General features: G+C 37.2%; 14 protein-coding genes. 7 read left to right on the forward strand and 7 right to left on the reverse strand.

Translation table 11 applies throughout. The features are described 5' to 3' along the window. Positions 1-182 precede the first annotated feature (182 nt). On the forward strand, positions 183-917 hold the full coding sequence (locus NSQ37_RS14650; protein WP_218791646.1) for a hypothetical protein: 735 nt from the start codon (positions 183-185) through the stop codon (positions 915-917). 221 nt (positions 918-1,138) lie between these two features. Here the strand turns inward: NSQ37_RS14650 and NSQ37_RS14655 are convergent, their stop codons facing one another. Further along, positions 1,139-2,119 (reverse strand): thermonuclease family protein, encoded by a 981-nt coding sequence (locus NSQ37_RS14655; protein ID WP_341123956.1) that lies wholly within the window; start codon positions 2,117-2,119, stop codon positions 1,139-1,141. A 263-nt stretch (positions 2,120-2,382) separates the two neighbouring features. On the opposite strand from NSQ37_RS14655, the gene NSQ37_RS14660 reads away from it, so the two are divergent. Further along, positions 2,383-2,817, forward strand: coding sequence for an SMI1/KNR4 family protein (locus NSQ37_RS14660; protein ID WP_076982859.1), 435 nt, complete (start codon positions 2,383-2,385; stop codon positions 2,815-2,817). Positions 2,818-2,862: 45 nt separating this feature from the next. On the opposite strand, the gene NSQ37_RS14665 is transcribed toward NSQ37_RS14660, so the two are convergent. Next, complete coding sequence (locus tag NSQ37_RS14665) at positions 2,863-3,876, reverse strand: hypothetical protein (protein WP_341123957.1); 1,014 nt, start codon at positions 3,874-3,876, stop codon at positions 2,863-2,865. Positions 3,877-4,142: 266 nt separating this feature from the next. Here NSQ37_RS14665 and NSQ37_RS14670 point away from each other — a divergent pair, with 266 nt between their 5' ends. Both NSQ37_RS14670 and NSQ37_RS14675 read left to right on the forward strand, forming a co-directional pair. Further along, positions 4,143-5,942 (forward strand): T7SS effector LXG polymorphic toxin, encoded by a 1,800-nt coding sequence (locus NSQ37_RS14670; RefSeq protein WP_341123958.1) that lies wholly within the window; start codon positions 4,143-4,145, stop codon positions 5,940-5,942. Between the two features lie 14 nt (positions 5,943-5,956). After that, the gene (locus NSQ37_RS14675; RefSeq protein ID WP_341123959.1) at positions 5,957-6,415 is read left to right on the forward strand and encodes an SMI1/KNR4 family protein; all 459 of its coding nucleotides are present in this window, start codon (positions 5,957-5,959) and stop codon (positions 6,413-6,415) included. Positions 6,416-6,719: 304 nt separating this feature from the next. Here the strand turns inward: NSQ37_RS14675 and NSQ37_RS14680 are convergent, their stop codons facing one another. Continuing rightward, positions 6,720-6,809: a putative holin-like toxin gene (locus NSQ37_RS14680; protein WP_076982784.1), complete on the reverse strand. Its 90-nt coding sequence runs from the start codon at positions 6,807-6,809 to the stop codon at positions 6,720-6,722. 260 nt (positions 6,810-7,069) lie between these two features. Between NSQ37_RS14680 and yunB the strand changes: the two genes are divergently transcribed. The 3 genes from yunB (at position 7,070) to NSQ37_RS14695 (ending at position 9,634) form a co-directional block, all read left to right on the forward strand. Beyond that, positions 7,070-7,843 (forward strand): sporulation protein YunB, encoded by a 774-nt coding sequence (yunB, locus tag NSQ37_RS14685; protein ID WP_341123960.1) that lies wholly within the window; start codon positions 7,070-7,072, stop codon positions 7,841-7,843. 215 nt (positions 7,844-8,058) lie between these two features. Beyond that, positions 8,059-8,391, forward strand: a complete 333-nt coding sequence (locus tag NSQ37_RS14690; protein ID WP_341123961.1) for a YolD-like family protein — start codon at positions 8,059-8,061, stop codon at positions 8,389-8,391. After that, entirely contained in the window at positions 8,384-9,634 is a 1,251-nt protein-coding gene (locus NSQ37_RS14695; RefSeq protein WP_341123962.1) for a Y-family DNA polymerase, read from the forward strand. Before NSQ37_RS14690 ends, NSQ37_RS14695 begins: the two co-directional genes overlap by 8 nt. 163 nt (positions 9,635-9,797) lie before the next feature. Here NSQ37_RS14695 and NSQ37_RS14700 read toward each other — a convergent pair whose 3' ends face one another. From NSQ37_RS14700 to NSQ37_RS14715, 4 genes are all read right to left on the reverse strand, one after another. Continuing rightward, entirely contained in the window at positions 9,798-10,958 is a 1,161-nt protein-coding gene (locus NSQ37_RS14700) for a response regulator aspartate phosphatase (protein ID WP_082761658.1), read from the reverse strand. A 151-nt stretch (positions 10,959-11,109) separates the two neighbouring features. Further along, the gene (locus tag NSQ37_RS14705) at positions 11,110-11,388 is read right to left on the reverse strand and encodes a hypothetical protein (RefSeq protein ID WP_022553060.1); all 279 of its coding nucleotides are present in this window, start codon (positions 11,386-11,388) and stop codon (positions 11,110-11,112) included. Between the two features lie 337 nt (positions 11,389-11,725). Then, a complete protein-coding gene (locus NSQ37_RS14710; protein WP_069007064.1) occupies positions 11,726-11,977 on the reverse strand; it encodes a phage holin in 252 nt (83 codons plus the stop codon). Positions 11,978-11,989: 12 nt separating this feature from the next. Next, a complete protein-coding gene (locus NSQ37_RS14715; protein ID WP_206583816.1) occupies positions 11,990-12,361 on the reverse strand; it encodes a hypothetical protein in 372 nt (123 codons plus the stop codon). Between the last annotated feature and the right edge of the window lie 166 nt (positions 12,362-12,527).

The raw sequence follows: 12,527 nt of genomic DNA on the forward strand, positions 1-12,527 counted from the left end.
AGACAATTGAAAGTTAACGTTATCAAAAAATACTATAAGTTTGTGTTTATTTTCTGCTCTTAGTATAAGATAATTGAAATTGTGGTGAATTATGGAGTGAGGGCGAATTTAAAATTTTATGGTCAAAATGGATTTAAACATTCTCGTATAAAGTATAGTGTAGTCATAAGGGGCTGTAACATATGAAAAAGAAGAAAATGATTATTTTTTTCGGGATTGTGGCTATAGCAATAATAGCATTGTCTATAACAATCCCAATGTACATAAACAGGCTAGATACAACTAATTTAGATGCTATTGCTACTAAAGTAAAAGAAAACAAAAAATTAAATAAACATTTTGATTCAGTATGGTTGCGTAAAGTACAGGATACTAAAAATCAATTTGACTTATCTTTAAAAGCTAAACCGGCATTTACTGCTTTATCTGACAAAGAAAAATTGCTTTTAGCTGGAAAGGTGATGGAAGTTGCGCAAGAGAATTCCCATTTAAACGAAATTAAATGTGGAAGGAATAAAACATGTTCTATTAATGAGATTTTTATTTTGCCGAGTGATGAAGACGATAAGACGTCCAGTTATGAAGTTAAATATAGTCCATTAAATCATCCAGAAGAGAACGTTTTAATCGTAAGAGAATACCAAAATGATGACCCTGATTCTCATATGCTTGAAACAAGGGAAGTGAAGTACCAGGAAAACGGGGAAGAAGGCGTAGACACTCTAGATGAAGATTATCAGGAGAAGACAATTGCTATTGGCATGACCAAGCAGGAAGTTATCCAACTTAAAGATTGGGGCAGGCCTAAGTCTATTCATAAGACAACGACAGCATCAGGAATAAATGAACAATGGGTTTACGGTATTAGCAGATACCTATATTTCGATAATGGAATATTAACAACAATACAAGAATAAAATTATTAGCCCCTCAATCCAAACATTAAATAAAATGCTCATTTTAACGAAACATTTTAGACCAACTTGCTTATTAGTCTAATTTAAAGTATTCTAATTGATGTATCATAGGGGTTTAACAGCCACTATAGACCACAGAGTCCCTCACAGAGCTCTGTGGTTTTTTATTTAGACAGAATATACCCAAATAAAAAAGAAGCCTCAGAGGGCTTCAAAATGGATTAATTCTTCTCACATGCAAAGTTGTCATTATCCCGATCCATCTTAGATGTATAAGCAGGGTGAGTGCTTGGTACTCCATGCGGATATTTCTTTCTCAGCTCTGTGCAGTTTGCAAAGTGTTCTGTTCCTCCAGCAGAAGGGGAGGCTTGTACAGAGTTAGAAGAGCTGCTTGATGCTGAACTACTTGAATGTGAACTGTTTGAGCTCGATTTATGTGTCTCGGATTGGTGTGTTGTAACGGACTTTTGAGCCGGCTTAGATACACTTACTGATTTCTTCGGTTTCGTTGCGCAACCATTAAATCCTTTATCAGTTGCATAGCCATTCTTACTCCAAATCTTCAAGTCTTTATCTTTAGCAACCTGTTCATCTTTCTTATACGTGTCTAAATACTTCGTGTTTGGCTCATATACATAAGCTACTCGAGCTAATCCTTCTTTAAGCAGTGTTTCTTGTACTGATTTGCCATCCACATAAACGTAAGCCAGCATTCTGCCATACTTGTCTGTACGATCTCCTTTATCAAACTCCAGTTGAAGCTTGCCGTTGTTGACTAGCTGTTTGTTTCTTGCTGAAGCATCCTCACCATATGGTTGTACGCAAGAGTTTGGCTTTTTAGTTTCAGGAGTGTCAACCAGCAAATAACGAACTGTTTTGATTTCGCCTTTATAGTTAACTTTAATTGTGTCTCCGTCAACTGTTCTGTTAAGCGTTACATCGACCAGCTTTTTCTTATTTTCAGATGTCTTTTTATCCGACGAATCCTTCTTTGAAGCATTTTCGGCTTTTTCATTCTTGTCATTATTGCTTTTGTAGTTTGCTTGGGTGTCTGCCTTTGTCTCTTTTGCATTCTTTTCTTCTTGCTGCGTTGTTTTAGCTTTATCTGAATCTGTTTTATCTGTAGAAGCAGAATCAGACCCACACGCAGCCAAAGAAAAGCTTAGAGATAATGCGGCAATACCTAACAACCATTTCTTCATTGTAATTCCCCCAAATTTGTTTGTTCTGTCTCTATATCGGACAAACCTTCCTAATTATAAGTATAAAACCAAAGATTGTAAATTCGATTTTGTCATTTTAAAACACTCAAATAAAGTTGTGTGGTAAAATTTAGTGGTCTAAACCTTAGAGGAGGGAAAGTTATATGGAAGAAGGGAAGTTAATTCAAATGACTCTTAATGGAATAAAGGAAGCTGTTTCTAAATACGGAACATTCCCTATGTTTCATCATGGAGGATATGTCATGGAAGATGCTACTTTTCATTTCAAAGATCCTGCTAGTCCTCAAGAAATTAGCGATATAGAACAGAAGCTAGGTGTTACCTTCCCTAATGACTATAAAGAGTTTTTGTTACAGCACAATGGGATGGAAATGTTTGATGGGATTGAAATACTTAGCTTAGAGGGAATCATTGAATATAATGAGGTTCAAGATTTCCCAGAGGGATACGTTTTAATTGGATATCATTTTGATGGAAGATATGTCATAGACACAAACAAATCAAAAAATGGATTAGGTTATATGCTATATCTAGACTCAATTGATGATATTGAAGATGCGATTAACTTAGATTCGAATTTTGAAATATGGTTTGATATGTTAGTGTCTTCTAATGGAACGAAATATTGGGAAGTGAATCCGAATATCCGAGAGTATTATAAACTGGTTTCAGAATAAAAAGACTCCGCATAGGAGTCTTCATCTACACATTCATCTACAATTTTACTTCTTTTTTGTATAAGAAGCCCACCATGGATTTACTTCTTTCCTGTGAAAATTCACATCGATAGGAATTAAATTGCTTGTCTGATTTCCTCCACCGTACTCTCTAGGTAGTTGATGATGAATCTCAAATTTTACCCAAGTTTTTTTGCCGTATTTTTTATCATACCAGTTCCTATATGCTTTGCGTTCTGTAGTTCCCCATTTTACTCTTTTATCGCTAGGCACCCATTTAATAAATGCATTAGGTGGAGCTAATATATTTAATCCTGATTGCTTATCTGTGTAATTGGAGGGGAAAAACATTCCCTTCATATTCGTTAGGTATAATCCTTCAGTCCAGGATATCGTTCTAACAGTTGGTTTTTTCCCTGCCCAAGTAGCAATTGCGCCGCCAGTATACTTCCAAAATGTTGTTTTGTTTACATTAATAAATTGATGAACTTCCGATCCCTTTTTCACTTGAGTCCCTACAAAGGTCTTTCTAATAGTATGGGGGCAAGTAAACTGTTTGTTATAATAGCCACTCTTGCATAAACCCTGATGTACTTCTGCTGACGCAGGAGGAATTCCTACTATTTTTGAAATTTCAACTCCGTGCATCACTTTATTAACTTTTCCACCTAAAAAAGTGTGACTGAAATAGATAATACTTTTTGCTTTTTTCTCAACAGTTTTCCGTTGGTTTTCAGAGGTGACTTGTCCAGATGATGTCTGATTACCATCTTTGTCATAAGCTATATAAGTTTGGTATGAACTTTCAACATCCATTCCTTGTTCCTTGGCGATTTTTTGCAGCTTACTTTCTGATCCGGCTAATTCTCTTTTAGATGAATCGGTGTTTTGCGGTTTTTCATTTACTGTTGAGATACGTTTGTTAAGGTCAATGCCAGTTGCATTATTATCAGTGATTTCTTTGTTTGTCGTTGCCTTTGCATCGTGGAGGGGATAGCAAGAGAATAATAAAGAGAGAGCTACTACAACTAGCCAAATGCTCTTTGACACATACTTCATAATGGTTTTACACTCCTTTTTCTTCTGTTTAAACCTGTTATGAGTATCTGGGATGTAAATAAATAATATATTTTACAATTAATACCTCCTTTCGTGAGGATAGTATCACCTTTTCCATTTTTTATCAACTTAATTAAGCCTATTTTAAGATTTTGTTAAAGTTCAAATCTCCTAAGAAAGAGACCTTCAACAAAAGGAAGAAGCTCTACTTACATGTAATTTAATGTGGTAAAATTTAGATAAGATTGAGTGGGAAGGAGACGGATATGAAAGTATTTGAAGCAGACTCGTTAATCTCAGCAGCGGAGAAACGAGCAAAAGAATACGATAAGGTCAGGGAACAATTTATCAATCTCAGAAAAGCATTTCAGGGAATGGCTGATCTAGATGACAGTGAGTTTTCAGGCAAAGGTGCTGACAACATTAAAGCCTTTTTCCAAGATCACGCAGGGGTTACTGACAGCTGGCTTGATTTGATCGATATGAAGATTGCGTTTCTTAACAGTATTTCAGGAAAAGTAGCTGATGCCGGATTAGCCAATTCGTTTGTGGAAGAGTCATTTTTAGAACATGAGCTGATTCATGCGAAGAATAAATCAAAAGCCATCATGCAGGAGCAACGGAATGAAATGAGAGATATTCTTAACGAGATAAGCGATATTGTTCATCTTGATGTCTTTTCTACAGAAGATGTCGATCAAAAGCTGGATTCAGCAGACAAAAAACGAGACGATACCATACATAAACTCGGCAAACTTGATCACGATCTAACGAAAGAATACGCAGAAACCGAGGCAAATGAACATTTCATTCAGGCAGATTTTCAACAGCTCCAAAACGCTACGGGAAAAGGGAAAAACGCCACTCCGCTTCACTATAACGCCAAGGCATACAGGGAAAGTGACATACATAAGAAAAAAGGCGAGATTGCAAGACATTCAGACACATATTTAACGTTTAAAAAGGAAGAAGCGAAAGAGCGGGAAATCAAGGATCTGAAGAAAAAACTCGCCGACGGTGTGACCGATCCAGATGAATATTTAGAAATTGCGAAGAAGATCGGCTATGAAAACCTTGAACCTTCCCAGCAGCAATATGTCATTCAGCTTGAACAAGCAAAACAGCTGGAAGAAGCCGGAGAAGTGACTTGGGATATTTTAAAAGGAGCCGGCGTTGGCCTTTATGATGTCGGGAAAGACACGGTAACCGGTCTATGGGACTTCATAACCGATCCGGGAGAAACCTTGTCAGCACTGGGGAATGCAGTACTTCATCCAGTTAAAACATATGATGCTGTTTCGGCAGCAATCGAGGAATCGTATCACAAAGATATGGTAAATGGAGATGCGTATTCCAGATCAAGATGGGTGACATATGCTGTTGGTTCAGTGGCTGTAGCTGTTTTTGGAACCAAAGGTGCAGGAGCCATTAACAAAACAGATGCAGCGGGTAAGGTAATAAATAAAGCTAGTCAAGCAGGGAAGAAGATTAAGGACGTCAAGATTCCAGATTTGCTTCCGTATAATCCTAAGTATAAGCTTGCTCTAGCCGATAACGTACCATACAATGTGGTTGACAGCCAAAACCTTAAAAATGAACTTTTGACCAATGCAAAGAAATTAGATGAAACAAGAAAGCCATTTACAGGTCAGAAAGTAGATGTCCCTTGGTTAAATAAAGAAAAATATGAAGCATACGAAATAGACGGTAAGGTAAAAGTTAAAGGAGAGCCTAGAGATGTAAGCCGTAGGGTATATACAATGAAAGATATTGATCTTAATCAAAAAAATCGTAAAGGCCTTACGAACCTTCAACTTATGAAAAATGGTAATGCTCCGTTTGCTAAAGATGGCACGCAAATAAATTTACATCACTTAATTCAAGAAGAGCCTGGCACTATGCTAGAGATACCTGAAAGCTGGCATAATAAGTACAGTGATGTTTTGCATGGATTAAAAGGGAATGGACAGAGTTTTAGAAATGATCCTGTGCTTGATAAACAATATAAAAGTTTCAGAAGAAGGTATTGGAGATGGAGAGCTCAGCAATTTGAGAATCAAGAATAAGAGGTGAAAGTTTAATGGATTATTCGAAAATAAAAACTTTCTTTGATGAAAATAAAGAAAATTCAATTCTCACGGGAGGAGTCACTGGAGATCAAATTAGAGAAATAGAAGAGTATCTCAATGTAACGCTTCCAGACAGTTATAAATGGTTTTTAACTGAGTATGGTTCAGGGGGAGCATACGGAACAATGATACTCGGATATGACTCTCACGGTGCTGAAGTTGTCGAACAGACCAATGAATATAAAAAATATTATAACCTTTCCGATGGTCTTGTAGTGATCGAATATATAGATGAATTTTCTTATTGTCTTGACACTAACAAGATGAAAGGTGGAGAATGCCCAGTCATTCTTTGGGATAACCAAGAGGGATATGGTAAACAAGTTGGTAGCACATTCCTAGAGTTTTTAATAGAGGAACTAGAAGAAGCTAAAGACGACTGGATTGAGGATGAAGACTGGGACGATTAAGCAAAAGTATTGCACTTGTGTAATGGATGAATAAGAACCGCAGGATTAAAATCTATAAATAATGGTTTTATCCATAAAACAAATGTTTTGCAAATTATTTCAATGGTTTCATTTAATGTGTTATAATCAAACTGTAAAATACAGATTGGTTACAGTGTATTTCTTTAATAAGAAATGCATAAAATAAAAAGACCAGGGTGCTACCAACACCCCGGCTCTGTACAAAAAGCTGCCCATCAAAGGGCTTGCTCGATGTAGATTCTTGGTAGACCTATCCCTTCAGGTTCTGAGGCTCAAGGGAGGTCTATTTTTTATTTATATACGTCAACAGGGCGATTATAAACGACCCGAATGCAAGCATTAACATTAATGCCTGAAATGTTGACATAAGCATCACCCCCTTTCCATAGGGGATGAGCAAGACTCCCTTGAGTGAGCATACTTTCATGTACAGGAATCATTATACACTAATTCCAAATATATGTCTGTGATTATTAGATTCTTATTGCCAAGCTGAATAGGTCTGATACATGGACATCTGTGATTCGAAAGAAAAACAATACTTTATGCCGGAGTTTTAAGTGTGAAAATAAATTACTATGTCCCCCCCCCCCCTTACAAGCATACATTGTGATATGTAAGGGGGGATTTTTCTTGCCTAGATACCGGAGCACTCTTCGCAAGAGAGGGCCTTTGCCTTTTCGATATGTGCTTCTTCTGTCGTTTGCTTTTTTTATCATATCGACGGTCATCAGCCTTTGGATGATCAACTCCTCAATCAAACCGGTGCTGATGAACATAGGAGAAATGGAAACCAAACGGGTGGCGACAGAGGTCATTACAGAATCCATTGAAGAATACATGTCTCACAGCGACAATGTGAAAGATATGTTCGATATGAAAACGGATGAAAACGGAAAAGTCACAACGATGGATTTTAATACACAAATGGTCAACAGCATGAAGGCGAAAGTGACAAAGCAGCTTCAGGCTCATTTGAAGGAAGCGGAGTCGAACAATAAGCAGCATGAAACGGAAAAAGGCGCGAAAACGGCCGATGAAATTATGATTAACATCCCTTTAGGGCAGGTCACGGGAAACAGCATTCTCGGAAATCTGGGGCCGAAAATCCCCGTGCGCTTTAACCTGATCGGTGATGCGTTAACTGATGTAAAAACAAAAATAAAGCCGTACGGCATTAACAATGCCCTGATCGATATCAGTATTTTTGTGGAAATTAAAGTGAAGGTCATTATTCCGTTTGCCAGTAAGACATCAGTCGTGACAAATAATATTCCGGTCTCCATTAAAGCGATTCAAGGAGAGGTGCCGCAGTTTTATAACGGAAGCGGTGGATCAGGTGTGACGCCTTCCATTCAGCTGCCGAATGAAAAACAGGAGAAATCCGGGGCCGATAAAGACAAATAAAGACACACAGTCGCAATCTTTTCTGGCGGCTGTTTTACTTTTTCCTGCGGATTTCTTGAAACTGAACTCAAGTATCGATTTGAGCAGGTCATAAAGGTTAGTGGATACTTGATGAATAGTCATTTCCAACAATTACATCGAACTATTGTTCTTATTTATATTGAATAAAGAACGTTTGTTCTGTTAATATTAGATCAGCAAAGGAGTGATTCAAAATGCTTAGAGATCGAGGGACGATCAAATGGACTTCCATGATGCTTCCAGAACATTTAACGAAACTAAAACAGGACTTGTTAGATGTTTCGAAAATGGAGAAGCCATCTTTAGATGAACAGCAAATTGAGGAGATTGACATCTTGGTTTCTGAGGCGATGGCACTGAATAAAGAATTGAAGTTTAAACTCTTTAAGGAAGGAGCTACCGAAGATTTAATCGGTACAGTTCAATATCTCAATTACGAACAACACAAATTACATGTAAAAGATCATCACGATCAAACCGTATACATCACCATGAATGACATCATAGGAGTTGCTTACAATGATTGATTACTCACAGTTTCCACGTAAAAATATACTTTGTGTAGATATGAAATCCTTTTATGCTTCGGTTTCAGCTGTAACAATGGGATTGAATCCAATGACATGTTATCTCGCTGTAGTTGGAAACACGGATAGACAGGGTAGTGTTGTCTTAGCAGCGTCTCCTGCACTTAAAAAAGATTATGGAATCAAGACTGGCTCCCGGTTATTTGAGATTCCAGATGATCCGAAAATTCACATAGTAAACCCGCAAATGAAGCTTTTCATCAGAGTTTCAACTGAAATCACTAAATTGTTTTACAGGTTCGTTCCTGAAACATGTGTGCACACGTACTCAATTGATGAATCTTTTTTAGATGCAGGAAAAGAAAATCCTGAAGTCATGGCAGAAGCAATTCAGAGTAGTATGGAGAGAGAGTTTGGATTAGTTTGTACTGTTGGTATTGGTGACAACATGCTGCTGAGTAAGTTAGCTCTTGATTTAGAGAGCAAGAAAATAAAGAATGGGATAGCACGATGGAGGTACGAAGATGTTCCGAAAAAACTTTGGCGTGTTCATCCGTTATCTGAAATGTGGGGAATAGGAGGGAGGATGGAGAGGAATTTAAACCGGATGGGGATCTCAACTGTTGGCCAATTAGCTAATTATCCATTAGAGCTGCTTGAAAAACGATTCGGCATTATGGGCAATCAGCTTTATTATCATGCCCATGGAATCGACCTTTCTGAAATTGGAGCTCCTTTGATGCAAGGGCAAATAAGCTACGGGAAAAGTCAGGTATTACTTAGAGACTATACGAAGAAAGAGGATATCAAGGCGGTTCTCTTGGAGATTTGTGAAGAGGTTGCACGGAGAGCGCGAACGCATAATAAAGTAGGGCGCACAATCAGCTTGGGAATTGGTTACAGTAAAGATGAGTTCGGTGGTGGCTTTCACAGAGCTAAAACAATTGATTTACCTACAAATATCACAATGGATATTTATCGAAATTGCTTGATGTTATTTGATAAGTTCTATACAGGCAAAACGGTACGAAGTGTTTCAGTTACCTTATCCAATATTGTAGATGATGTAAATCAACAATTAAGTCTGTTTGAAAAAGATAATGAGAAGAGAAGAAAGCTTGGATTTGTTATGGACGGGATAAGAAATAAATACGGATCAAAAGCGATCTTACGAGCTGTTTCTTATACACCTGGAGGAACAGCATTGCATAGAGCAGGATTGACGGGTGGACATAAATCATGAGAACAGAGAGTAGCTCCCTCTGTTCTCCTTACAAAGTCATTAGTTTTTTACGTTTCGGCTCTTTCAGCAACCTTGAACGTATCATTTTGTTGTTGGAGATAGGAAGCACCCACTGTTCCGGCAACGCCTAATAATAGAACTGCACAGATAAATAGTTTAGTTTTCATATTGCTTCTCCCCTTTTGATTTGTCTTCTTGCTTCATTTGCCAAACGATAAAATTCAACTGCACCCCAAGCATCCTGTTTTCCAGTGAGAAAATCTGCTACAGAGACACCATAGCTTTCCATGTCAGGGTATATACTTCTTTCTTTGAAGAACTCGAATGTTTTCCTCACTAAGTCTAAATCATAGTTCAAGAAAAGTCCTTTAACCATTTTTAACTTTTCAAGCACCATTTCATTGTTATGCCGTTCAGCCAACTGTTTGGCCTGTTCATAAAATTTTTTTGCGTTTTCAATGTCATTTTGCCTTCCCTTTAAGAAGGAGATAACAAATAATGTTTTAGCAGCGTAATCATGATTTTCCGGCTCAATGATTTGAAGTGACTTATTAAAGTGAAAAAATGCTTTATCAAGTTCTTCCATTTGATTATAACATAATCCAATATTAAACAGTGCTGAACGCATCAAATGCCCACGATTCTTTTCACTTTTGTTTAGCTCTACTGCTTCCTGATACGCTTTGTATGCTTGCTTTAAAGCTTCATCAAACTTCATACTGTCCAATAAATTACCAAATATGACGAATTGACAGCGTACCTTTTGTACCCCGTATGTAGGGTTACCGTCAATAACAGGTTGCTTTTTAAATATATCGTAAGCCCTCATGGCATAATTCATTGAAAAATAAGTCTGTTTCATGTGGTAATACACTTCTGATAATTTAAAATAAAATTCAGCTTTTTCAACTTCAATATCTTCGCTCTCGATTGAATCCAAATATCTCTCAGCTTGTCTATAGTGATTAAGGGAGAAAGCCAACTCCTTTTGTCTAAAATAGAACATGCCCATGAAAAAATAATAGTAATATTCGAGCATTCCTGTTAAGTTTTCATGGCCTTCATATGCTTTTAACTCACCATAATTTTTCTCAATGTCTTTTATAGCGTTAGGATACATATATGCCAACATTAACTTATGTCTAAACTCAAGCAGGGAGTAGTATAGTAAAACATCTTGATTTTCTTCCATAATTTTTATTTCCTGCATAACTTCTTTCCGCATTTCTTCTGCTCTACCGACCCAATTCTTTTTAATAGCCACATACCAATGATTCATCTTTGTTGCTACTAAATCATAAGGAATGACCTTTTCACTCTTCAAGTCCTAAACCCCTTTCATATCCATTTTATTATATAGTTGCATTAGAGGAAAGAAATGTAAAGGGGATTTGAGTGAAAATTAAAAACAAATCAATAATTCGATTTTGAACGAAACGAAAAAAATACCCTCCTCGTTAGAGAAGGGTACGTGATCAGTTTGCTGTTGCTTTCAGTGAGGCAAGCCACTCATCTAATGTTCCTGAGAAACCTTGTTGAACGGCTAATTCATATGCTGATTTTCCATCTTTACCGGCAGCGCCAGTAGCACCTTTAACCCCGGTTGCACCTGTAGCTCCAGTGTCGCCTTTTTCACCTTTTAATGATGCCAACCATTCCTCTACAGTTCCTGAAAAACCATTGTCTACTGCAATATCATAAGCAGACTTCCCAGTGACAATTGAGACATTAACCATTGGATTGAAGAAACTCATTTATGCGCCCCCAAAAAGTTATATGTTATTCCTGACTCAGAAATCTTGAAGCTTGTGATAGGTGAATCATGAGCGTCCATTTGAAAGCCTTGCCCAGCTCTTAAATAGATAGGAATTCCACCGTTGATTGATACATGACATTCCTGATCATTCGAAAAGCTGAACTTATAGAAGGAATATTTAATCGTCCAGGTTGCAGGTGGGGAAGGGATTACTTCATGGTTAGACGTTGACTTCTCAAGCATTGGACTCCCGATATATCCAGATCCTATTTGCATGATCAACAATCATTCCTTTCTTAATTAAAAACGAAAAAAGGGGAGATAAACTCCCCGAGCTATTTTGGTTCTTTGTATTCCATTGCTTGATCACTATCTGAGATACCTGCAGTGGTTGGATCCACTACAACCCCCATTGCAGTTAAAAACGTAAGTAAAGCATTAAATTTCTCAGTGAGATCATCGCTAAATACAGAAATATCGTATCCAAAAGCAGATGCAATTGCTTGTGCAAACAAAAGAGTTGCAGAGAAGATTGCAACCAGGAATGTTTTCTTTTTTAGTCTTACTTTCCAGTTAATTTTAGTCATTAAATCGTCTCCTTATAAATTAGCTAATTTGGTGATATCAACACCAGCAATCTCTGCGCCAAGCAGTATGAGGATAATTAAAACTAAAATCTTTAATGTCTTGCCAAAGGTTCCTTCTAACAAGCTCTGAAGCCATTTTGTTTGCGACTGATTAACTTGCTGAAATTCATTTCTTAGTCCAGCTATCTCAGTGGTGAACAAATTTTTTGTTTCAACAAGATTTTTTTCTTGATTCTCAACGACAGTGGTAAGCCTAATGAGCGATTCACTTGTTGTTTTTTGTGTTTCCAACATGATTTTTCTATCTTCTGCTTGTTCTTTAAGACGTTCTTTTATATGAGTGACCTCGGTCTTTAAAACTTCATAATTTTCTTTTTCAGCCACAATGCAATCATCCTCCATAAAAAATAGGAGGTAATGTCACATCACCTCCTAAATAATCATTGATACACTTTAAGTTACAATCATCCTCAAAGATATTTAAATATATTTAGATTTTTGACCCAAACTGCCCTGAGATGTAGCCGCGTTTACCTTTATAGATCACTTC

Origin of the sequence: Bacillus sp. FSL P4-0334 (genome assembly GCF_038004825.1) — a bacterium.
In the GTDB taxonomy this organism is placed as follows: Bacteria; Bacillota; Bacilli; order Bacillales; family Bacillaceae; genus Bacillus; species Bacillus velezensis.